The sequence below is a fragment of the Luteibacter sp. UNCMF331Sha3.1 genome, assembly GCF_900109915.1.
Classification (GTDB): Bacteria; Pseudomonadota; Gammaproteobacteria; order Xanthomonadales; family Rhodanobacteraceae; genus Luteibacter.
On the sequence record NZ_FOBU01000002.1, the window covers coordinates 1,433,523 to 1,454,391 of the forward strand.

Annotated in this window: 20 protein-coding genes and 1 pseudogene; 9 read left to right on the forward strand and 12 right to left on the reverse strand. The window is 63.7% G+C overall.

What is annotated here, in order from left to right:
- Window positions 1-9: 9 nt before the first annotated feature.
- The 5 genes from BMX32_RS14920 to BMX32_RS14940 form a co-directional block, all read right to left on the reverse strand.
- Window positions 10-453: a lysozyme inhibitor LprI family protein gene (locus BMX32_RS14920; protein ID WP_089979908.1), complete on the reverse strand. Its 444-nt coding sequence runs from the start codon at window positions 451-453 to the stop codon at window positions 10-12.
- A 105-nt stretch (window positions 454-558) separates the two neighbouring features.
- Window positions 559-1,779, reverse strand: coding sequence for a PQQ-dependent sugar dehydrogenase (locus BMX32_RS14925; RefSeq protein ID WP_089979909.1), 1,221 nt, complete (start codon window positions 1,777-1,779; stop codon window positions 559-561).
- A gap of 130 nt (window positions 1,780-1,909) precedes the next feature.
- Window positions 1,910-2,407 (reverse strand): SRPBCC family protein, encoded by a 498-nt coding sequence (locus tag BMX32_RS14930; protein ID WP_089979911.1) that lies wholly within the window; start codon window positions 2,405-2,407, stop codon window positions 1,910-1,912.
- Complete coding sequence (locus tag BMX32_RS14935; protein ID WP_089979913.1) at window positions 2,385-2,747, reverse strand: ArsR/SmtB family transcription factor; 363 nt, start codon at window positions 2,745-2,747, stop codon at window positions 2,385-2,387. Before BMX32_RS14935 ends, BMX32_RS14930 begins: the two co-directional genes overlap by 23 nt.
- Window positions 2,748-2,803: 56 nt before the next feature.
- Window positions 2,804-3,550, reverse strand: a complete 747-nt coding sequence (locus BMX32_RS14940) for a hypothetical protein (protein WP_089979914.1) — start codon at window positions 3,548-3,550, stop codon at window positions 2,804-2,806.
- A 162-nt stretch (window positions 3,551-3,712) separates the two neighbouring features.
- Between BMX32_RS14940 and BMX32_RS14945 the strand changes: the two genes are divergently transcribed.
- Together BMX32_RS14945 and BMX32_RS14950 are read left to right on the forward strand one after the other, a co-directional pair.
- Window positions 3,713-4,516 (forward strand): formyltransferase family protein, encoded by an 804-nt coding sequence (locus BMX32_RS14945; protein ID WP_089979916.1) that lies wholly within the window; start codon window positions 3,713-3,715, stop codon window positions 4,514-4,516.
- Window positions 4,513-5,301 carry a polysaccharide deacetylase family protein gene (locus tag BMX32_RS14950; RefSeq protein WP_089979917.1) on the forward strand — a complete coding sequence of 263 codons (789 nt, stop codon included), beginning with the start codon at window positions 4,513-4,515 and terminating at the stop codon, window positions 5,299-5,301. The genes BMX32_RS14945 and BMX32_RS14950 overlap by 4 nt, the downstream gene beginning before the upstream one ends.
- 41 nt (window positions 5,302-5,342) lie before the next feature.
- Here the strand turns inward: BMX32_RS14950 and BMX32_RS14955 are convergent, their stop codons facing one another.
- Window positions 5,343-7,355, reverse strand: coding sequence for an OPT family oligopeptide transporter (locus BMX32_RS14955; RefSeq protein WP_244511543.1), 2,013 nt, complete (start codon window positions 7,353-7,355; stop codon window positions 5,343-5,345).
- Window positions 7,356-7,576: 221 nt separating this feature from the next.
- Between BMX32_RS14955 and BMX32_RS14960 the strand changes: the two genes are divergently transcribed.
- Window positions 7,577-8,536, forward strand: a complete 960-nt coding sequence (locus BMX32_RS14960) for an MBL fold metallo-hydrolase (protein ID WP_211664233.1) — start codon at window positions 7,577-7,579, stop codon at window positions 8,534-8,536.
- A gap of 49 nt (window positions 8,537-8,585) precedes the next feature.
- On the opposite strand, the gene BMX32_RS14965 is transcribed toward BMX32_RS14960, so the two are convergent.
- Together BMX32_RS14965 and BMX32_RS14970 are read right to left on the reverse strand one after the other, a co-directional pair.
- Window positions 8,586-9,017 (reverse strand): carboxymuconolactone decarboxylase family protein, encoded by a 432-nt coding sequence (locus tag BMX32_RS14965; protein ID WP_089979921.1) that lies wholly within the window; start codon window positions 9,015-9,017, stop codon window positions 8,586-8,588.
- Between the two features lie 198 nt (window positions 9,018-9,215).
- Window positions 9,216-9,494 carry a hypothetical protein gene (locus BMX32_RS14970; RefSeq protein WP_089979922.1) on the reverse strand — a complete coding sequence of 93 codons (279 nt, stop codon included), beginning with the start codon at window positions 9,492-9,494 and terminating at the stop codon, window positions 9,216-9,218.
- Window positions 9,495-9,708: 214 nt separating this feature from the next.
- Here BMX32_RS14970 and BMX32_RS14975 point away from each other — a divergent pair, with 214 nt between their 5' ends.
- Window positions 9,709-10,338, forward strand: coding sequence for a phosphatase PAP2 family protein (locus tag BMX32_RS14975; RefSeq protein ID WP_089979924.1), 630 nt, complete (start codon window positions 9,709-9,711; stop codon window positions 10,336-10,338).
- A gap of 24 nt (window positions 10,339-10,362) precedes the next feature.
- Here the strand turns inward: BMX32_RS14975 and BMX32_RS14980 are convergent, their stop codons facing one another.
- Complete coding sequence (locus BMX32_RS14980; protein ID WP_089979926.1) at window positions 10,363-11,865, reverse strand: serine hydrolase domain-containing protein; 1,503 nt, start codon at window positions 11,863-11,865, stop codon at window positions 10,363-10,365.
- 283 nt (window positions 11,866-12,148) lie between these two features.
- Here BMX32_RS14980 and BMX32_RS14985 point away from each other — a divergent pair, with 283 nt between their 5' ends.
- From BMX32_RS14985 to BMX32_RS14995, 3 genes are all read left to right on the forward strand, one after another.
- Window positions 12,149-13,720, forward strand: coding sequence for a histidine kinase famiy protein (locus tag BMX32_RS14985; RefSeq protein ID WP_049808663.1), 1,572 nt, complete (start codon window positions 12,149-12,151; stop codon window positions 13,718-13,720).
- A 227-nt stretch (window positions 13,721-13,947) separates the two neighbouring features.
- Window positions 13,948-14,745, forward strand: coding sequence for an EAL domain-containing protein (locus tag BMX32_RS14990; protein ID WP_089979929.1), 798 nt, complete (start codon window positions 13,948-13,950; stop codon window positions 14,743-14,745).
- Window positions 14,746-15,412: 667 nt separating this feature from the next.
- The gene (locus tag BMX32_RS14995) at window positions 15,413-15,655 is read left to right on the forward strand and encodes a hypothetical protein (RefSeq protein WP_089979931.1); all 243 of its coding nucleotides are present in this window, start codon (window positions 15,413-15,415) and stop codon (window positions 15,653-15,655) included.
- Window positions 15,656-15,847: 192 nt separating this feature from the next.
- On the opposite strand, the pseudogene BMX32_RS15000 reads toward BMX32_RS14995, so the two are convergent.
- Window positions 15,848-16,779, reverse strand: a pseudogene (locus BMX32_RS15000) (helicase-related protein); the annotation flags it as partial.
- Window positions 16,780-16,886: 107 nt separating this feature from the next.
- On the opposite strand from BMX32_RS15000, the gene BMX32_RS15005 reads away from it, so the two are divergent.
- Entirely contained in the window at window positions 16,887-17,207 is a 321-nt protein-coding gene (locus BMX32_RS15005; protein ID WP_139206748.1) for a hypothetical protein, read from the forward strand.
- Between the two features lie 582 nt (window positions 17,208-17,789).
- Here BMX32_RS15005 and BMX32_RS15015 read toward each other — a convergent pair.
- Complete coding sequence (locus BMX32_RS15015) at window positions 17,790-18,314, reverse strand: anthrone oxygenase family protein (RefSeq protein WP_089979935.1); 525 nt, start codon at window positions 18,312-18,314, stop codon at window positions 17,790-17,792.
- Window positions 18,315-18,734: 420 nt separating this feature from the next.
- Between BMX32_RS15015 and BMX32_RS15020 the strand changes: the two genes are divergently transcribed.
- Entirely contained in the window at window positions 18,735-19,862 is a 1,128-nt protein-coding gene (locus BMX32_RS15020) for an L-dopachrome tautomerase-related protein (protein WP_089979937.1), read from the forward strand.
- A gap of 71 nt (window positions 19,863-19,933) precedes the next feature.
- On the opposite strand, the gene BMX32_RS15025 is transcribed toward BMX32_RS15020, so the two are convergent.
- On the reverse strand, window positions 19,934-20,779 hold the full coding sequence (locus BMX32_RS15025; RefSeq protein ID WP_089979939.1) for an SDR family oxidoreductase: 846 nt from the start codon (window positions 20,777-20,779) through the stop codon (window positions 19,934-19,936).
- Window positions 20,780-20,869 lie beyond the last annotated feature (90 nt).

Here is a 20,869-nt window from a genome sequence, read left to right on the forward strand (position 1 = left end):
TAAACGGGATCAGAGGTCGTTGGCGACCGTGAGGTACTTGTCGAGCGCGTTCGCGCGCTCGCAGAGGCGGAACACTTCGCTCTGCGCGACCTGCAGATCGGCGATGGTCTCATCGGGATAGAGCGACGCCTCGAAGGTGTTGCTGGCCTGCTGCAGCGCGAGCCACGAACGCTCGGCGGCTACCAGGTTATCCCTGGCCTTGCCGCTGAGCTTGCTCGTGAGAGCCTTGTAGGTCGTGTTGAGCCGACCGTCCTGGCGCGCCTTCTCCGCGTTGATGCAGTTGCCGAGCGCGCCCTGGTCAGAACCGGCCTTGTCGACGCAGGCGTAGAAGCTCTGCGTGATGCCCTGCGGCGCCTGGCTCCGGATCACCTGACTGGTGCTCTCCGCGGCGGAGGCGGTGGCGGCGAAGCCGACCAGCGCGAAGGAAAGGGCGAGCGTCTTGACCATGTGCATCCGTGACTCCTGGGGTGGTGACCGCTAAACCTACCAAAGGTAGCGGTCCGATTTCCAGCGAAATGTGGCGGGGTCGATGGTTTGGCGGGCCGGCCGCCCACCGGCTCACTTCGGCGTGAGTCGGTACAGACCGCCGGACATGGCGTCCTCGACCAGCCACAGCGAGCCATCCGGCGCTTCTTCGATGTCGCGCACGCGCTTGCCGATGTTCCATCGCTGGGTGGCCGTGGCACCGCCCTTGCCATCGAAGGTGACGCGGGTGATCCCGAGGCCGATGAGGTTGCTGATGAGTGCGCTGCCTTTCCACGTCGGGAACAGGTTGCCTTTGTAGAACATGATGTTGCCGGGTGCGATCACGGGCACCCAATAGATCGTGGGTTTGACCAGATCGGGACGCGTGTCGGGGCTGGGAATGGCGACACCGTTGTAATTCTTGCCGTAGGAAACCAGCGGCCAGCCGTAGTTCTTTCCACGCTCGATCAGATTGAGTTCGTCGCCGCCGCGCGGACCGTGCTCGAGCTCCCAGAGCCGGCCGTCCGGACCGAAGGCGAGGCCGTATGGCGTGCGATGCCCCGTACTCCACGTCTCGGCCGGCGTGAGGTTCTTGCCGGGGAACGTGTACGTGCTGACGACGGGCGCCGTCTTTGCCGCTTCGGTATCGGCCGCCGGATCGATCAGCGGAATGGAGCGGGCACCTTCCTTGCCCGCCCACGGGTTGCCCGGCGCGGGCTTGCCGTCCAGCGTGAGGCGGAGGATCTTGCCGACGGGCTGGTCGGGATCCTGGGCCGGCGTGAAGCGCTGGCGATCGCCGACGGTAAGAAAGAGGTACTTGCCGTCCGGCGAAAACGCGATCTGCGCGCCCGCCTGGCCGCCCTTGCCGGTAGGCATCTGGCGCCACAGCACCTCGAAGACGTCGAGCCGGGCCTGATTGCCGTCGAGCACCAGCTTTCCGCGGCCCATGGCCAGCCCGCCGCCGTAGTCGCCCGGTGCGACGTAGGTGAGGTACACGTCATGGTCGCTCGCGTAATGCGGCGAGAGAAACACGCCCAGCATGCCGTTCTGGCCTTCGAACTGGCTTGCCGGCACGCCCTGGACTTCCGTCTTGGCACCCTGAGGTGTCACGAGCTGCAGCCGCCCGACCTTCTCGGTCACGAGCATGCGGCCATCGGGAAGGAACGCGATGCGCCACGGCAGATCGAGGCTCGCGACCCTGGTCATGGTGAAGGGAAGGTCGGTCTCGGCCTTCTGATCACCGGCGTTGGTCTGAGCGAAGGCGGCGCTGGTGGAAAGCGTCGCGAGGAGGATGGCGGCGGACAGCTTCGTCATGTTCAGGATGGCCCGTTTTCCAGAGACGGGGCACATCCTAACGTCAGACGAGTGGATTCGGTGCGATGAACCCGCACGATCGACGGCGAGCGACGCCCGGGCGCCGTGGTCCGGGCGCCGCGCGCCATCGTCACGCGGCCGCGAGCATCTCGTCCAGCTGCGCGAACTGTTCGGGCAGGCCCTCCGCCGAGCCGGTCATGGCTTCTTCGAGGGCTTCCTTCGTGGGATACCGTTCGCTGTAGACCACCTGCGTCCGGCCGTCCTTCTCTTGGAACGTCACCGTGGTGATCGCGCCCTGTTCGCTTTCCTCGTTCGTCCAGACGAGGCGCGTGTTCGGCGTGACTTCCGTATACGTGCCGAAGAAGGCCATGGTCTGGGGGAAGTCCGGGTGACTGAACACGAGACGGTACTTGCCGCCCGTCCTGATATCCATCTCGCACGATTCCAGCGTGATGGGCGCCGACTTCGGAATCCACCAGCTCCGGAACAGCTCGGGCTTGCTCCACGCGTCGAACACGATGTGCACGGGTGCATCGAACGTCCGCGTCACGACGAGCTCGAGGTCGGACTTCCGTTCCACGTGGGTACGGTGCGTCGTGGAAACGCTACCTTCGTTTTCTCTTGCCATCTGTCTTCTCCTTGCTCTTCAGTTGTTCGACAAGCGCGTCCAGCGCATCGAAACGTGCATCCCATAATCGCCGGTACTGCTCGATCCAGGCGGCCTCTTCATCCAGCCGACGCGGACCGAGCCTGCAGGTCCGGACGCGACCGACTTTCTCCGTGGTGACCAGCCCCGCTTCCTCCAGAACGCTGACGTGCTTCTTCATGCCCGTCAGGGTCATGTGGAACCGTTCGGCGAGATCGCTGATGGAGGCGTGCGAATCCCCGAGCTGCTGAAGCACGCCGCGTCGGGTGACGTCGGCGAGCGCAGCGAACGTGGCATCGAGCCGGATCTGATACTGAACCATGTGGTTCACTGTATACCCGCGAAGCCGCGCGTTGCAAGCGCCACCTCGCGAGGAAATCACATGCTATGCGGCGCGACGGCAGTCCCGTCGGAATACGTGTTCGTGGCGACGAGGAACACGGAGATGGGCGGAAGCGTGGTGGTCTCGGTCTCGTGACCGGGCATCAGGTACCAGTAGTTGCCCCCGATGACGGGGGAGCCCGGAAGGTTCGCGCCCCAGCTCGTGTCGTCCCTCGTGGGCACGTAGAACATCACGTGCGCCATGTTGTGCTCGCCCTGCGCGGAGAGATAGGCGTTCTTCGACATCATGTAGCACATGGCGCCCGCGCCGAGCGGCGCGATCTCCTTGCTGCGCAGCGCCGCCTTGATCCGGTCCATCACCTCGGCATCGGTCCTGCCGGCGAGGGTCATCGCCGTGCGCAGTTTCAGGATGGCCGTCATGGTCGGCACGGCCGGCGGGTTGTCGCATGCGGCGGCGCGGATCTTCGGATCCCAGCGCTCGGGCCAGTCGGGCGCGCCGCTGAATCCGCGGCCCACGTAGCAGACGAAGCCGTTCGTACCCTTCACGGCCGTCTCGTAGCCTTTCCGGGTCAGCACGAGCACGGTGGCGTCCTTCGCGATCGATGCCGGGGCGGCGCTCTTCGCCAGTTCGATTTCCGCCTCGCGATCCATCAGGTAGCTGTCGACAGGCGCCATGCGGGTCGCGTCGGCGGCGTGGGCGGGCGGGGTGAAGGCGACGGGCAGGAGGCTTGTCGCGAACGCCGCGGCCAGGGCGAGGATGGTCGTGCGGTGGGTGGGCTTCATCGTCGTTCCTCCAGAGGGGCGGGTATCGCCCTATGTGGTCGTCGAACGAGGGTGTCGCATTTCGACATGAGGCGTGTCGAGAGCCGGGGCATACACCCTTCGACCAATCGCATCGCGGACCCGGCGGCGCCAGAATAGGCCGCCTTCCACCTGGGTGCGACCATGCGCACGGTCCTGATGTGCCACTCCGACGACGCGTTCGACCGCCAGGGCCTCGCGGCCTGGCTTTCGTCGTTCTCGGAGCTGGCCGGCCTCGTCCTGATCGAGGAGACCGGCGAACAGAAGCGCGCCCGCGTGCGACGCGAGCTGAAGCGTGTGGGCCCGTGGCGCTTTCTGGACGTGCTGGCGATGCGGTTCTACTACCGCGTCCGGCTGGCCGCCGCCGACCACGCATGGATGGACGCGAGTCTCGCAGGGCTTCGGGCGCGATTCGGTATCGTGGCTGGCGTGCCGGAACTGCGCGTCGCCAGCGCCAACGCACCGGAGGTGGCCGCGTTCCTCGCCGCCTGCCAGCCCGACGTGATGATCGCCCGCAGCAAGCAGCTGCTATCCAAGAAGATCTTCCGCATTCCCACGCAGGGCTGCCTCGTGATGCATCCCGGCATCTGCCCGGAATACCGGAACGCCCACGGTTGTTTCTGGGCGCTGGCCGAGCGCGACCTCGATCGCGTCGGGCTCACGCTGCTGCGCATCGATGCCGGCGTCGATACCGGGCCGGTCTATGGGCATTTCACTTACGCCTTCGACGAGGCGAACGAATCGCATGTGCGCGTGCAGTACCGCATGGTGCTCGAAAACCTGGATGCGCTCGCCCAGCGCATTCGCGACATCGCCGCTGGCGACGCCCGGCCCGTGGATGTGACGGGCCGGCAAAGCGGCACGTGGGGTCAGCCATTGTTGAGCCGCTACCTGCGCTGGAAACGCGCCGCGCTCGACAGGCAAACCGCCACGGCGACGGCCGAATGACCCTCGCCACGCTCATGTACCACGACGTGGTGTCCGCCGGCCGCTGGGACGACAGCGGGTTCGCGGGGAGCGCCGCCGCGCACTACAAGCTCGAGACCGCGAACTTCATCGCCCATCTGGACGCCATGCGCGCGGCCGGCACCACGTTCGCCGATCCGGATACCGTGGCGGGTGGACAATACGATGGCTGCCTGCTGACCTACGACGACGGCGGCGCGAGCGCGTCCGTCGCCGGTGAGCTCATGAAGGCGCGGGGTATCCGGGGCTGCTTCTTCATCACGACCGGCCGCATCGGCTCGGCCGGATTCGTCGACGCGCCTGCCTTGCGCGCGCTACGCCAGCAGGGCCATCTCATCGGCAGCCATTCGCATACGCACCCGGCGAACATATCGGCGCTCGATGCGTATGCGCTGCACGACGAATGGCGTCGCAGTGTGGACACCCTGGAGCAGATACTCGGCGAGCGTGTGCATACCGCATCGGTACCGGGCGGTTTCATGTCTGCGTCCGTGCTGCGTGCCGCGGACGCCGCGGGCATCCGCACGTTGTTCACCTCCGAGCCCACCACACGCGAATGGCACAGCGGTTCGTGCGCGGTGCTGGGGCGCTACGCCCTGCTGCGCAGCGATGCGCCTGCCACGGCGGTGGCCCTCGCAGTCGGGGAGGGCAGCGCCCGACTCAGACAATGGGCGGCGTGGAACGTGAAGAAGCCACTCAAGCGCTGGGCCGGGCCGGTATACCGGTTCGCCCGCGCGCGCCTCCTGCATGGGCGCGTGCAGACATGATGTCCGGTCGCGCCTGCCTCGCGCAGGCGCGACCCGCTCACTCACCGCTTGCCGATGCCGTTGGCCATGCGGGCCACCCAGCGGTACATGACGAACACCACCAGCGCGAAAGCGATGCCGCCGAGCCATTGGGCGGTCTCGCCGAAGCCCGCGCCGACCAGTGCCAGCGGCGCCTGCAGGTTGCTGAAGCCCAGCTTGTCGGCGAAGGCCACGATCGCGGCGATCACCACACCGATGATGCTCTCGCCGACGATGAGGCCCGACGCGAGCAGCACGCCGAGCTGCTTCGTGCTTTCCGGTCGCGCCGCGCGATCGGCGCGGCGATCGAAGTACCAGCCTACGATCGAGCCGACCACCACCATCAACGTGCTCACGGTCGGCAGGTAGATGCCCAGGCCGACGGCCAGCGGCGGGATGCGCGCGTTTCGGGTGGTGCGCGCCAGGAGCTCGTCGATGGCGATGATCACGATACCGATGCCGACACCGATCTCGATCAGGCTCCAGTCGATGTTGCCGGTGATCACGCCCTCGGCAAGCGCCGAGATCAGGCCGGCCTGCGGCGCCGGCAGGGCGTGCGGCCCCGCGCCCGCCACGCCGACGAAACCATAGGCCTTGTTGATCAGATCCAGCACCGGAGGAATCACCGCCGCGCCCGCGATCACACCGACGACGAGTGCCACCTGCTGTCGCCACGGCGTGGCATCCACCAGCTGGCCGGTCTTCAGATCCTGCAGGTTGTTGTTGGCGATCGCGGCGACGGTGAAGACGACCGAGGTGATGAACAGCGCGAAGGCCACCAGCGCCTTGCCTTCATCGGGGCCGACGTACGGCTTGACGAAGGCCACCAGCAGCAGCGCGGCGCAGATCACCACCAGAATGCCCACGCCCGACAGGGGACTGTTGGAGGAGCCGATGAGGCCGGCCATGTAGCCGCACACCGTCGATACGAAAAAGCCCATCAGCACCACGAAGGCCACGCCACCGATGGCCAGCACGCCGACGTGTGCGCCCAGTCCGGCCGTGTTGCTGAAATAGCCCAGCAGCCAGGCGATGGGAATGAAGCATCCGAGCGTGACGAGGCCGACGATGCCGATAGGGATGTCGCGCTCGGTGCGCGGCAGGGTGTCGGCGTTGCCGGCCTTGCGCACCCTGCCGGCGGCCATGGCGGAACTCAGTCCGGTGATGACGGGCTTCACCAGCTTGGCCAGCGTCCAGATGGCGGAAACGCCGATCGCGCCCGCGCCGACGTAACGCACCTTCTGGCTCCAGGTCGCATTCGCGAGATCGGACAGCGGCTGCGACAGGTCGCCGAGCGCGGAGAAGTGCGGCACGCCCCAGCCCCAGCCGATGATCGCGCCGACCAGCATGGCGATGCCGACCGAAATGCCGACCAGATGCCCGATGGCGAACAGCGCGAACGACAGGCCGAAGTCGAAGCCGCTGACGCCACCTCTGTCGTTGACGCGGAAGTAGCGCACGAAGTCGCTGGCGAAGACCTGCGTGGCCACGATCACGGCGAACACGGCCGATACGATGGAACCCCACAGCACGGCGAGCAGGCCGGCCCGGCCTTCTTCCACACTGTCGGCGTTCGCGTCGTCGCCGCTGCCCACCTTCAGTACTTCGGCGCAGGCGATGCCTTCGGGGTAGGGCAGGTCGGAATTGGTGACCAGCGCGCGGCGCAGCGGGATGGAATACATCACGCCGAGGATGCCGCCCAGCGCGCACACGGCGAACGATGTCCAGAAAGGGAAGTCCGCCCACCAGCCGATCATGATCATGCCCGGCAGCACGAAGATGATGGAAGACAGGGTGCCCGCCGCCGAGGCGATGGTCTGCACCACGTTGTTTTCCTGGATGGTGGAATCCTTGAACCCGCGCAACAGGGCCATGGAAATCACGGCCGCCGGAATCGAGGTGGCGAACGTCAGGCCTGCCTTCAGGCCGAAGAACACGTTGGCGGCGGTGAACACCACCGTGATGATCACGCCGAGGACGAGGCCGCGAACGGTCAGCTCCTTGCGATGGTCCGATGGGGGAAGGTTTCCGCTCAAAGTCGTCCGTCCTGTGATGGTCCCTGGTGTCCGCATCGAGGCGTGCGGAGGCGTCGAGCCTGCCACTCGTGCGGCAGGTCAGGCCGTAGGGTTGCCCGATTCGGTAGGAATCGCAATGGGGCGGCGCGACCCATGGACATATTCGACAAGACCCGGCGAGCCAAGGCGGCGCCGAATGGCGAAGGTCCGCAACCGGCGGGCCGCCAGCCAGGAGAAGGGTCATGAACGGTCCGTTTCTCGCGCGCGCTCTGCCGCGGGTCTTCACGTGGTCGGTGCTGGCGTGTGCCTTCGCCGCAGGTCACGCGCTGGCGGCCAACGACGAGACCTCCGTCAGTCCCGTCGTGAAGATCAACGAGGCGGCGAAGACGACGCCGATCACGGCGACGCCGTTGCGTGGCTCGCTCACCATGCTGTCCGGCTCCGGCGGCAACATCACCGTACTCGACAGCCCCGAAGGCAAGTTGATGGTCGACGCCGGTATCGCCGTGTCGCAGCCGCGCGTCGAGCAGGCGCTCGACGCCATCAGCCACCGACCAATCAGGTACCTCATCGACACCCACTACCACTGGGACCACACCGACGGGAACCGCTGGGTGTCGAAGGCGGGCGCGACGATCGTCGCCACGGCTGGCACCGTCAAGCGCGTGTCCACCAGCACGCGCGTCGACTTCTGGAAAGCGACCTTCCCGCCGCTTCCCGCGGGGGCCATCCCGTCGGAGGTGCTCACGTCCAACCGCACGTACCATTTCGGCGGACAGACCGTGGAGGTCCGCCTGCTCGTACCGTCCCACACGGACACCGACCTCTACGTGTTCTTCAGGGAGGCGAATGTCGCGTCGCTCGGCGACCTGTTCTGGAACGGGGTGTACCCGTTCATCGACAACCAGAATGGCGGCGGCATCGACGGCATGATCAAGGGCGACGACGCCATCCTTGCGCAACTCGACGACGATGTGATCCTGGTGCCCGGTCATGGCGAGGTCGGCACGAAGAAACAATTGCAGGCCTTTCGGGACATGCTCGTCGGCATCCGCGCGAACGTCGCCGCCCTGAAAGCCCAGGGCAAATCCGAGGACGAGGTGGTCGCGGCCAGGCCGACCGCGAAGTGGGACGACGTTTACGGCCACTTCGTGATCAACCCGGAGTTCTTTACCCGCATCGTTTACGAGGGGCTGAAGTAGTGGGTGCGCGCGGTGCGGCCACCGCGCGTCATCGGAGGTGGAGGGGTGGTTACGTGGCCCTGAGGTAATCGGTATACCCACGTGCGCCGCCCTGGTAGTACGTTTCAGGATCCCCCGAAGACATAAGGATACCCTGCTGGAAACGTTCCACGAGGTCCGGGTTCGCGACATAAGGCGCGCCGAACGACACGAGGTCGACGTCGCCTCCAGCGAGCGCGGCTCGTGCGGATGCCTCGGTGAAGTAATCGCAGCCCGTCGACTGGCTGGCGGCGAGGTTGATGGCTTCGATCTCGAGCTGGGACAGCGTTCCGCTCTTGAGAATGGCGGAGGCGCGAAGGAGATGCTCGAGCACGGCGGGCGCATTGGTCCCGACGGTGGCGTACGCGTTCGGGATGCCGCCGTACGTCGATTTCACCTTGGCGAAGACAGCAGCGCTATCGCCGGCGGCCGACGCGGCGGTGGTCGTCTTCAGTCGATTCATGGGAGAGTCCCGCGAGATGGCAGTCGATGTGTAGCGTAGGAAGAAGGCCAGCCGAAGGATTGCCGAATGCGCGTCTTTTGTTGAAATCCGAGACACGTGCGCTTCGAACGAGCGTCGTCAATCCGCGTTGGCAATCGTACGGACAGGTCGCTGGATTCGAGGACACTCTGGTGACGCGCCCGTACTTTTCCCCAATCGTCAATCTGAACCGCCCGGAAGCGTGACCGTCCCCGCGCTCTCGTGCTCGTCGGCGTCGTGCGGCAAACTCAGCCACCCGCGTGGCTTGAATAGTGCGTGTTCCAGCGCGGCAGCGAAAAAGGCCGGAATCTCCGCGCCGTCCAACATGGCATCGAGCCGGCGTGCCGTCACCGATCGCCCCAGATACACGGCCTGCGACTCTCTGGTGCTGTAGCCGTTGCGTGCCAGATCGTCCAACACCCGGCGCAGGTTAGTTCGACGAATGGATTGGGTCGGCATTACCACTCCTCGGCCATGAATGTCGTTTCGGTGTACGGGGCCTCGCACATCGCGGATGCCTCCCGCGGACAAATTTGCCGAATCGGCATGCTTTTCCATCGTCTAGACGATCGGTGCGCGCACGGGTGCGCTTGACCTCCATCAAGGGGACTGGGGCCAGGCCATGTCTAATGGACCGGCCTGAATCGGGGCTTGCTTCACGGAGGGCCGTGTGATGCGCAAACTAACGTTACGCCTGACCGCCTGCCTTATTTTCAGCTTACCTTTGGCCGCGATCGCAGGCGGCGGTCCGCTCGGCATCGACCACCGGGTGAGCTACGACAATCACGGAATCTGGAAGCGCACCTATCAGGAACGCCTGCTGTACGGAAGCGTATTGGCCGTTGGGGCGGGCGCACTCGTCTTCGGCGCTGACGATGATGTCGGCGACACGTTCTGGAGGTCGACCGACGCGATGGTCATCACGGCGGCTGCGACCACGACCATGAAGTACGCCTTTCGTCGCGAACGGCCGTCGGATACCGACAGTCCGGATCGTTGGTTCCGGTCCGGTAGCGCACGGAGCTTTCCCAGCGGAGAAGTGGCTGCACTATCCGCGGCCGTGGTGCCTTTCATCGTCAAATACAGCGACGACTATCCCGTCGTCTACGCGCTCGCTCTGTTGCCCGCATACGATGCGGTCGCCCGAGTCAAAGTGAGGGCTCACTGGCAGAGCGATGTCCTCGCGGGTGCTGCAATCGGCGTGAGCGTAGGGATATGGGCAACCCGGAGGAGTGAGTCGCCCATTATCCTGGGGTGGCTGCCGGGAGGATTTCGCGTCGGGTTCGTGCACCGTTTTCGCTGAGGGGGTCCGGCCCTGGTGCCGGTATCACTGCCTGGCCTCGAGAGCTTTCAATCGAGACCTTGCGTGCTCATTGGTGCTGTCGAGAGCGACCGCTGCGGTGTAGCTGGCGATAGCGAGGTCAAACGCGTGCTTCGCTTCATAGCCTTCGCCGAGACTATCGTGAGCGTTGGAACTACCGGGCGTCAGCGACACGTTCAGGCTGAACACGGCGATCGCCTGATCGACGTGCCCCGCATTCAGCAAGACACCGCCCCAGGCGTTGAGCTCCGACTCCGATATGGCGAACGTGGCGTCTTTCTGCTCGAGCCTCCGATACGCGGCAAGAGGTTCCTTGAAGTCGCTCTCCATCAAGGCGAGCCGAAGACGTTTCACCGGCATCGGAAGGCCCCCGCCATTGACCTCAAGGAGGTCAGGAAGGAACTGGCCGGCAATTTCGTCGACGAACTCTTCCGGATTCGCCCCCGCCAGGTTCGTCAGGACTATCACAGCGAGGTCATCGTGGGGATAGACGAAGAAGGCCGTCCGGCGACCGCCAATACCCGCTGCCACGAGGTGACCACCGTGGTCGGACAGCGGCCACCCCATTCCCCAGGGAGTAGGGTGGCCATTGTTGAAATGCCCTGGGGACCACATCGTCTCGACAGCGGTGGGCGAAAGCAGCGTTCCGTTCTGCAGTGCGATGAGCCAGCGCGCAAGGTCCTCAGCCGAGGCATTCAGTCCGCCCGCGGTGCGAACGAAAGGCGAGAATTCATCGAAGGCGTGCTCCAACGGGCGTGTTCCTTCAGGACCGTCCACCGACCCGCCGACATACCGGTATAGCCGCGAGCGGCCGGGCATGATGGTCCGGGAATCTCCGAAAGCGGTAGAGCGCATGGCGGCCGGCGTGAATTGACGGGTTCGCATGAACTCGTCGAAGGGAACGCCTGAAACACGCTGGATGATTTTCCCCAGGATGACGTAGTTTGTCTGGTTGTAGCGGTACGACTGTCCCGCTGGAGCCTCGATCGGACGCGCTGTGACCGTCTTCCAGGCGGAGTCTTCCGTTCCGTCTCCGACGAGCGAGCCCGTCCCCTGTCCTTTGGGCTGTTCGATGACATCGGGCAGTCCCGAAACGTGCGTCAGCAGTTGGGCAATGGTGACGTTCCGCCACGCCGCGGGAAGCCCTTCCAGATAGCGGGACGCCGGTGCGGAGAGCGATAGCTTGCCTCGCTCCACGAGCTGCATGATGGCCACCCCTGTGAACGCCTTCGTAGACGAGTTCAACGTAAAGATGGTTGTCGGTACGACCGGGCGGTTCGATTCCAGATCGGCGACACCGAACGCACGGTCGTACACCACGCGCCCATGCCTGATAACGACGGCCTGAAGCCCGGGAATCGCACGTTTCTTCATCTCGCTCTTCACGACGACGTCGATGCGCGCCGCTTGATCCATGGACGATCGAGCGATGGGGGGAGCGCCGCCGATCGCCGGCGAAACGCAGGTGATGCCAGCGACGCAAATAAGCGCCCGCACGACAAGCTTCATCGTTCAACCCCTTTGACTACACGTGTAGTCACGTATAGCCGTCGAGTTTGCCGAAGTCAACATGACGTCCGGGCTGGCCCGCTTCAGATGACGAGCAGCGCGATCGGCGCCGTGGATACCAGGCCGTCAAGGCGAGCGTCCCGTCTGGACGGCTACCAGCCGGGGCCCGACGGCTCTTCATCCAGCGTTTTCACAAGTGTCGGGACAATGGCCTTTCGTCCCAGGAGACCGCTGCATGAGTGACCCGACCGGGCGGGTGCCGACCCGCATCGAATACGAGGGAATGGACCATCCGGGAAGTGACATCTTCTTCGCGGCCGTCTCGACGACGCGCATGCCGATGATCGTCACCGACCCAAGAAAGCCGGACAACCCCATCATTTTTGCGAATCCCGCCTTTCTGCGAATGACGGGGTACTCGACCGACGAGCTCATCGGCCGGAACTGTCGGCTGCTGCAGGGCCCGGGAACCGACCGCGTGACCATCGCGGCCATCCGCGATGCGGTCGCCGCCAAGCAGGAGATCGCCACCGAGATCCTTAACTACCGGCGCGATGGGTCGACGTTCTGGAACGCGCTTTTCGTTTCGCCTGTGTACGATGCCAAGGGCGAGGTGGTGTATTTCTTTGCATCGCAGCTCGATGTCAGCCGCCGACGCGATGCGGAAGATGCGCTGCGGCAGGCGCAGAAGATGGAAGCGCTCGGCCAGCTGACGGGCGGTATCGCGCACGACTTCAACAACCTTCTTCAGCTGATGATCGGCTACGTCGAATCCGTCGAGGTGGGTCTCACCCGGCCGGACATCGAGCGGGACAAGCTGCTGCGCTTCATCGCCGGCGCCAGGTCCGGCATCCAGCGCGCCTCGACGCTCACTTCCCAGCTCCTTGCTTTCTCGCGAAAGCAGACGCTGCAGGGCCGTATCGTCAATCCGAACCAGATTGTCGCGGACATGCAAGACATGCTCGCACGCTCCATTGGTGCCGACATCGAACTCGAACTCGATCTCGCTCAGGATACGCAGAACGCAAGGCTCGATCCGACGCAATTCGAAGTCGCGTTGATCAACGTGTCCATCAATGCGCGGGACGCGATGGAAGGCCGCGCCGGAAAGCGCCTGACGCTGCGCACCCGCAACGCGACGCCGCTCGAGATAAACAATCAAGGGGAGCTGGCCACGCGGGGCGGGGCGTTCGTGGCCATCGACGTCATCGACAACGGGGCGGGCATGACTCCGGAGGTTGCCGCCCGCGTGATGGATCCTTTCTTCACGACCAAGCCCGAAGGGAAGGGGACAGGTCTCGGCCTGTCGATGGTCTATGGCTTCGCGAAGCAATCGGGTGGCGCTGTCGCCATTTCTTCGGAAGAGGGCCGGGGAACGACGCTGACGATGTACTTCCCCGTTGCGGTGGAGCTCGATGACGGCCGCGGTCCGCAGCCGGTCCGCCGGATCGACCGGGCTTCCGACCGGGAAGGGCACGAGCGCGTCCTGGTCGTCGACGACAGGGAGGATCTTGCCGAGCTTGCAAGGATGATTCTCGAATCCCACGGATATCGGGTCGAGGCCTTTACGGACCCGCAAGCAGCGCTGCAACGCATCGCGGAGGATGCCCCGTTCGATATCCTCTTCACCGACATCGTCATGCCAGGCGACCTCAACGGCGTGTCGCTGGCCCGCAGGGCAAGGGCCATTCGCCCGGGGATGAAGGTGCTGCTGACGACCGGCTATGCATCGCAGTCACTTCAGCGCACCGATGCAGGGGGCATCGCGTTCGATGTGCTGAGCAAGCCGTATTCCCGCACGGATCTTTTGCGGAAGATCCGCTTCGTACTCGATGGGCCGACCGGTGTCAGCTGAGCGTAGCCAGGTAACGGGCGCTCCTTCGAGACTACCGAGTTCATGACGACGGCCCGTGACGGTGGCGCGAAACCAAGCGACCGGCCTGGCGAGTCGCTAGCCATCGGCATCACTGAAATGTCTATAGACTCGTCCCATGGTGCAGGTAAATCAGACCGCTTACGCAACAAGATTATAGATTTTGCTGACGCCGCCGAGACAGAGTAGGGGCAGACAGGGGAGGCAGCATGGGGCATCAGGTCACCTGCGGGGCATGTCGGAATGGTTCCGGGTTCGAACAGGCCATCGCCATGGCGTTTCAGCCCATCGTCGACGTGGCAACGCAGACCGTGTTCGCACATGAAGCGTTGGTCCGAGGCGCCGATGGCTCCTCCGCGCAAGACATTCTTGCCGCGGTAGATCCCGGCAATCAGTATGCGTTCGACCAGGCCTGTCGCGTCCGGGCGCTCGAGTGCGCGGTCGAAGCGTCCTTGCCAGCGTCCGTGTCGATCAATTTTCTGCCTAACGCGGTTTACAACCCGGACCATTGCTTACGCGCGACACTCATCGCCGCGGAGCGCGTCCACTGGCCGCTGACCAAAATTATCTTCGAGGTTACCGAGCACGAGGTCATCACTGACCACGTCCACCTCCTGAGCATCTTGCGGACGTATCGAGAACGGGGGTTCCAGACCGCCATCGACGATTTCGGCGCGGGATACGCCGGCCTCAACCTGCTGGCGGACTTCCAGCCCGACTTGCTGAAGCTGGATATCGGCCTCATCCGCCGCGTCGATACCGACCGCGTCCGGCAGCGCATCCTTCTTCATACCGTCCGCATGTGTGAGGACTTGAATATCCGGGTCATTGGCGAAGGGGTCGAGACGATGGACGAGAGTCGAGTGCTATGCGACATGGGCGTGATCTTGCAGCAGGGATATCTGTTCGCCCGTCCTGCGTTCGCGCCGTTGCCGCCAGTTTCCTATCCTGTAGATCATTGTTTGGATACTGGATCGGTATCGTTAGGCCGTGGCACGGGCTCGTAGTCTGCACGCAGCCTGACCATCACGCCGAATCAAGGTGTCTTGCGCGGGCCGTCGTCGACAGAGCCAATGTGGAGCAGGGCGGTCACGCATGGCTTCGAGTTTGGGGAGCATGGGCGATCCGGGTCCTGGTCGATGCGCACACCGCAACTGGCAGCGCATGAGCATGCGGTTCGATCGAGTCGGTACAAACCTATGTGACGGACGGCGAACGCATCCGACACATTCACGTGCAACGAAACCCGGTCAAGTTAGGGCGCATCGTGTCTCCGGATACGGTGGCCTATCCTTGGCGGGATTCGGTCTGACAAGAGGTGCGTGGCGGCGGAGACGCAGCTGCGCCGCAGGGCGGCGTGCGGGGATGAGCCCGATCACGGCCCTTTTTTCACCCACCAAGGAAGACGACATGCGGCTTGATTCGAAGCGTTGCGGATCAAGCAATCGTGAGATCAGTTGAGCGCTCGGTGAAGCCTGCTTCGATCGTTGATACGATTAGGAATCCGCTCAAGGTTACTGATGTCAAGTATGGCGCTGCAGGGCGACCGAGCATCAAAGCGATTGGAGCAAAAGCAACCGTGACTATCAACCCGGATACCGGAAAAATCGTCACAGTGAATCCTACAAGGTCCAAGTTGGCCAATAGACTTATCCGAGAGAAGGGCGCGTCGGAATGAAGGTTTTTATTTCGACCGAACAGCTTCATTTACTTGAAATGGCCGATGAAACAAAGCCCTTCTTGCCGCAGCTACTCGTCCGTCACCCAGAACTAGCCATACAGGGCGACGATGACTTGATTAACGATTTCAGTTCCGCTTGTGAGGACTTGCTAAATCGAATCGGGTTCGACGAAAGCTACAATCCGAACGCCGATGGCCGACTCCTCGAGAAGCTAATTGATGACCTCTTCGAGTGACGAGTCGCAACCTTCAGCCAGGCAGAAACAATCCATATAGCCAACACGAGGCGTACTAGCCTGACGAGAACGTGCCCGCCGACGCCATGATGGGCGGCTTGAGGGTAGCTCAGAGCCCGCAGTTCAGAATGCTTTTAGATCCCGCGACCAAGCGCTCAGGCGAAAGCGCGGGGATTAGGGATGGTTATCGGGGGTATGCACGCGCCCGCCGCCTCCATTGAACAGCGGGGGAGCGCCGCCCTTGGCGGGTTTCGCGTGGATCGTCTTGTGCTCTTCGTCGATGGTTTCAATGACCCAGGTCCGACCTCCGAACAGGATGCGTTGACCAAGCGTCATCATTTGCGAGACAGGTATCGTTCCCAATGTTTTGCCGCCGGAAACGATGCGGAACTCTTCGTCGCTGGAGAACGCCGCATAGAACGAATAATGGTTGACGATCTTGTCGCCTATGCGACCGTGAAGCAGCAGACCGGAGTGATCCTGTGTCAAGATCTCTTCTTGTCCCAGGGTGCGAAGTAGTTCGGCAAAGGCGTCTTTAAACACCCGCTCGAATGGACCGGGCGGGGCGCATAGAAGGCGGAACGCTCGAGCCGCCTGAAGACCACCATATTGCGCGATGGAAGAGAGGAGCTGCTGCACTAGTGTGGAGTAGTGCGCCCCATGGGCGGCAGGTGGCTCGAACCAGTTTTCCAGCAAAAGCGAGATAACGGCCGCCGTCTGCACCGTGTCGAGTCGAAGTCGCGTTTCCAAGTCAGCCTTCTCATCCAGGGCGTCTTCAATCATATAGCCGCGGAGGATTGCAGGTTCGCCTTCGCGTCGGCCGGAGCGCCCCAGCCGTTGGCGGAGGCTTGCACGGACGGCGGTGTGCCTATGTGCACTATGCTTTTAACCGCACCAATATCGATGCCCAGCTCCAACGTACTCGTGCAAACGGCAGTTGCCGCGCGGTCACGTTGCTTCAGTGCAGCCTCGGTTTCGTAGCGGATTTCCTTCGAGAGATTACCGTGGTGCGGCCAGAACTCTTTGTCGACTCGGGTCGCCGTGCCGTCGCGACACCGTTAATGTGGGCCCTAGCCAGAGACGGTGTCGTCTAAAATTGTGCACCGATCAATCCAGCCTCGGGAGCAAAATCAACCACCGAGCTCGGAGTCGATGTGGGTCGACTTTCTCGAGGAGAGGCCAGTCACATAACGTCGTTCGACCCCCGATGGCTGCGTTGGAAGAAGAATCCGTGAAGCCTGATATGAGACACATTGAAGAACTACATGCCCAGCTGTCTGCGTTGCTGGATAAAGACACTTCGACTAAAGAGAGCCTACGCGAGTGGTATATCGAGGCGCGCCATGTCCAAGATTCGCTGACCTCCGTTGGCGAACTGGGACCGCTTGTGCCCGAGATGATTTGGCACTACTTGGCGGACGCGGATATAAGGTCCAAGGACTCGAATTATCGGACGCAGCAGGAGGCGTTCATCCGTGCTTTCGTGAGGCTTCTGGAGACGGGGGAGATTCCGGACGAGGCGGACGTCCGAACTCTTGCTGCTGACCCATAACCAATGAGCAGCGGCCTTCCAAGTCGCGCCACCAATGGTGGGGGCGCTTGCCATTGACGCGATCGGGCCATTGGCAAAGGTCAGCGCAGCCTCGGCGATCAGCATGCTAGCGCGTGTGTTGCCGACGCGGCAGTCTAAGGGCGTTGATGTGGATGCCGTCTCGGATCGAGCGGCCCGGTGGTGCGAGGTACTGCTGCACGATCCGCCAGCCTCGCCATCGATCCGTCTGTATGGACTGGTTGCCGCCCCAAGCGGCCCGGAACCAATCCTCGATATCGTTCAGGGGAATGCGCCGACCCGTGGGCTGGATCAGCGCGCAGTCCTCAAGCTGCCATTGCCGGGGCGGCATGCGCCGTCTCGGCATGAAAGCCTCCATTTGAGCGGGCGCGTAGGGTGCGCCGGGTGCGCCGGAGGGCCTTCAATGCTGCGAAGGCGTTTCGTCCAAGTAGACATAATATACATTATGCGTAGTGCTAGCAGCTCCGTAGGCGTCACGCTGCCCTTCGGCCTATCGCTTGTCACTCAATGATGTCCACCGTGACGTCAATAGTGTCCAAACCTCTTACTACACCCTCACGGCCGCTACCGGGATTCCGCCGAGGCACAAGCGACGCCAGGCGTCGCGATCGTCAGAGCCCGCACGGACGCGACGAACCCAATCGCGATGAGCGCGACCCGGAACGTGTCCCAGGCCACCCAGCGGGACGTCAGGTCGACTGCCTCGGCGACGGTGGCGGTCGTCTTGCCGGTCGCAATGGCGTATTGCGCGTTGATCATCGGCCAGAAGATGGTGGGCGTGATGGCCCAGATCAGCACGAAGGCGAACGTACCGAGCAGCAACCAGCGGCGCAGAGCGGCAGGTTGCCGCCATGCTGCGATGAGTGCGCTCAGGATCGCTACGGCCATGAGGGCCGACAACGGCTGGAAGAACGCACCGGGTGTCACCGGATACTTCGGTCCGTAGGGTAACAGGGCGAACGAGCTGGGCGGCGCCGCGCCCCAAGCGCCTGCGACCACGAGAAGATCGAAGAGCTTCGCACCGAGGCCGATCCCCCATGCCAGCGTGGATGCCCAGAGGAAGGCCTGCAAGACCCGGATTCGCAACATCGTTTGCACTCCCGCTCAGAGCCACGCCGGCGCTGCACAAGTCGATACGCTCGTCGACCGACAGCTCACGGCTGCCGCGTAGGTCGAGTATGGCAAAAGACTGCGCGGTCGTATCGCCCCGTATGCCGGCGAGCCCATCTGTCACAGAAAGCGGAAAGTGTTTCGTCGTGGTCCTGGTGTTTCTGCCGGCATCGTGCGTCCACAGTGGTGGTCGTGCCAAGGAGCCTCGCATGTCCCGTCTGAAACGCATCGTTCGAATCGACCTTTCCTTCGTACCACGAGCCCCTGGCGTTTCGTGCCTCCGAAACGCCTTGCGGATGCGTATTCGAGAAGCAAGGCACTCCTGGCGATAACCAGCCCACCCTTCAGTGTTCACGTCTGAAAACGTCACACCGCCCTTCCCTCCACCGGAGCTCCACGATGAAAACGCTGCTGCTTTCCAGCCTCATTGCCCTTTCCTTCGGCGCGGTTGCCGGCGACGGCCCCAGGCCCGTCGTCGAATCCGTGGCCACGTTCAACGGCGCAATGCCGACGGGTGTCACCGTCGCGCCCAACGGGCGGATCTTCGTCAACTATCCGCAGTGGGGCGACAACGCGCCTTTCAACGTCGGCGAATTGAAGAACGGTAAGGTCACCGCGTACCCATCGCAGGCCTTCAACACGGCGGACCCCGCCCACGCCGCCCAGACGCTCATCAGCGTGCAGAGTGTCGTGGCCGACGGCGCCAACCGCCTCTGGATCCTCGACACCGGCGCCCCGGGTTTCGTCGCGCCGATCGCCGGTGGCGCCAAGCTCGTCGCAGTCGACCTCGCCACCGATAAGGTGACCCGGACGATCGTTTTCGATAGCTCGGTCGTCCTGCCGACCACCTACGTCAACGACGTGCGCTTCGATCTGCGCGTCGGCAAGGCCGGTGTGGCGTACATCACCGACAGCTCGATCAAGGGTCCCGGTGGCCTCATCGTCGTCGACCTCGACACCGGGCACGCCATCCGCCGTCTTTCCGGCCATCCGAGCACGATGCCTGACAAGGGCTTCGTGCCGGTCATCGAAGGCAATCCGCTGATGAGCCGACCGGCCAAGGGCGAGGCGTCGCCGTGGCTCGTCGCCAGCGACGGGATTGCCATCTCCGCCGACGGCAAGACGCTGTATTACTGCGCACTGTCGAGCCGCCACCTCTTCGCCGTGCCCACGGCCCTGCTGCGCGACGCATCGGTATCCGAGGCCGACCTTGAGAAAGCCGTGCGCGACCTCGGCATGAAGGGCGCTTCGGACGGACTCGCCGAGGACGACAAGGGCCGCGTGTACGGCGGCGATTACGAACACAACGGCATCCGCCGCTACGCCGACGGCCATTGGGAAACACTCGTGACCGATCCGCGGATCCTCTGGCCCGACACGTTCTCGGTAGGGACGGACGGGTATCTGTACTTCACCGCTAATCAGCTCTATCGCCAGCCGGGTTTCCACGGGGGCAAGGACGAGCGCAAGCAGCCCTACGAACTGCTTCGCGTGAAGATCGACGCCGGTCCGGTGTTGCTCAAGTAAGTCGATCCGCGCCAGGAATGGTGACACCAGACCGCGCCCCGCCTGTGAGGGCCGGGCGCGGAACGTGTGGATCAGTCGGCTGACGGAAAGTCTGTTCTCGCAGCCGTGTCCTTTTGGGCCTCGACGGCGGCGAGCCGGTCGACGAGAGCTTTCTGGATCATGGCGTAAGCATCGGTGCCGAGCACGAGACGCTTGGGCGCGGGGGTCTGGCCGACGCTTTCGATCATCGCCGCGACCATGCGAGCCGGGTCGCCGTTCGGAACGCGGGCAGGATCGTTGAGCACCTGGCGAATCATCCCGACCGGGGTGTCCTTGTAGGCATCGATCTCCATGCCCATACGTGCACCGGCCGTTGCACGGAACGCAGTGCGCGCCCCGCCCGGCTCGACAATGGTCACATCGATACCGAAGGAGGCCACCTCGCCATGGAGCGAGTCGAAGAACCCTTCAAGACCCCACTTGCTCGCGTGGTAGAGCGATGCGCCAGGATGCGTCGCCTGCCCGCCATAGCTCGACACGGCCATGATGCGGCCGCCACCCTGGGCGCGCAGGTGAGGCAGTGCGGCTCGAGTGACGGTGATCGGGGCGACGAGGTTGGTATCTATCTGATGGGCGACCTCTGTATCGGTGAGGCCCTCCGCGGCACCGAAGAGACCGTATCCCGCGTTGTTCACGATGACGTCGATGCGACCGAGCTTCTGGAACGCCATGTCGACGACACGATGTATGGCCTGCGTATCGCTCATCTCGAGCGCCTCGACGTCGAAGCCAGCGTCGTATCGCGCCTTCAGTTCGGCCACGCGGGTCGTGTCACGGACGGTGCCGAACACGCGGTCGCCTCGCGCGAGGACTTGTGCGGCCATCTCGCGGCCGAGGCCGCTGCTGACGCCGGTGATGAACCAGTTGCGATGTGTCACGGCCAACTCCAGGAAAGAAGTAACTAACTAAATGGTTAGCCAAGATAGGGGTCAACTAACCGGTTAGTCAAGTGCTAGGATGGCACCCAT

What these genes read in the sequence shown, in the direction of transcription:
- BMX32_RS14920 (WP_089979908.1), bottom strand. Translation starts at nt 453, where the DNA reads ATGCACATGGTCAAGACGCTCGCCCTTTCCTTCGCGCTGGTCGGCTTC.
- BMX32_RS14925 (WP_089979909.1), bottom strand. Translation starts at nt 1,779, where the DNA reads ATGACGAAGCTGTCCGCCGCCATCCTCCTCGCGACGCTTTCCACCAGC.
- BMX32_RS14930 (WP_089979911.1), bottom strand. Translation starts at nt 2,407, where the DNA reads ATGGCAAGAGAAAACGAAGGTAGCGTTTCCACGACGCACCGTACCCAC.
- BMX32_RS14935 (WP_089979913.1), bottom strand. Translation starts at nt 2,747, where the DNA reads ATGGTTCAGTATCAGATCCGGCTCGATGCCACGTTCGCTGCGCTCGCC.
- BMX32_RS14940 (WP_089979914.1), bottom strand. Translation starts at nt 3,550, where the DNA reads ATGAAGCCCACCCACCGCACGACCATCCTCGCCCTGGCCGCGGCGTTC.
- BMX32_RS14945 (WP_089979916.1), top strand. Translation starts at nt 3,713, where the DNA reads ATGCGCACGGTCCTGATGTGCCACTCCGACGACGCGTTCGACCGCCAG.
- BMX32_RS14950 (WP_089979917.1), top strand. Translation starts at nt 4,513, where the DNA reads ATGACCCTCGCCACGCTCATGTACCACGACGTGGTGTCCGCCGGCCGC.
- BMX32_RS14960 (WP_211664233.1), top strand. Translation starts at nt 7,577, where the DNA reads ATGAACGGTCCGTTTCTCGCGCGCGCTCTGCCGCGGGTCTTCACGTGG.
- BMX32_RS14965 (WP_089979921.1), bottom strand. Translation starts at nt 9,017, where the DNA reads ATGAATCGACTGAAGACGACCACCGCCGCGTCGGCCGCCGGCGATAGC.
- BMX32_RS14970 (WP_089979922.1), bottom strand. Translation starts at nt 9,494, where the DNA reads ATGCCGACCCAATCCATTCGTCGAACTAACCTGCGCCGGGTGTTGGAC.
- BMX32_RS14975 (WP_089979924.1), top strand. Translation starts at nt 9,709, where the DNA reads ATGCGCAAACTAACGTTACGCCTGACCGCCTGCCTTATTTTCAGCTTA.
- BMX32_RS14980 (WP_089979926.1), bottom strand. Translation starts at nt 11,865, where the DNA reads ATGAAGCTTGTCGTGCGGGCGCTTATTTGCGTCGCTGGCATCACCTGC.
- BMX32_RS14985 (WP_049808663.1), top strand. Translation starts at nt 12,149, where the DNA reads ATGGACCATCCGGGAAGTGACATCTTCTTCGCGGCCGTCTCGACGACG.
- BMX32_RS14990 (WP_089979929.1), top strand. Translation starts at nt 13,948, where the DNA reads ATGGGGCATCAGGTCACCTGCGGGGCATGTCGGAATGGTTCCGGGTTC.
- BMX32_RS14995 (WP_089979931.1), top strand. Translation starts at nt 15,413, where the DNA reads ATGAAGGTTTTTATTTCGACCGAACAGCTTCATTTACTTGAAATGGCC.
- BMX32_RS15015 (WP_089979935.1), bottom strand. Translation starts at nt 18,314, where the DNA reads ATGTTGCGAATCCGGGTCTTGCAGGCCTTCCTCTGGGCATCCACGCTG.
- BMX32_RS15020 (WP_089979937.1), top strand. Translation starts at nt 18,735, where the DNA reads ATGAAAACGCTGCTGCTTTCCAGCCTCATTGCCCTTTCCTTCGGCGCG.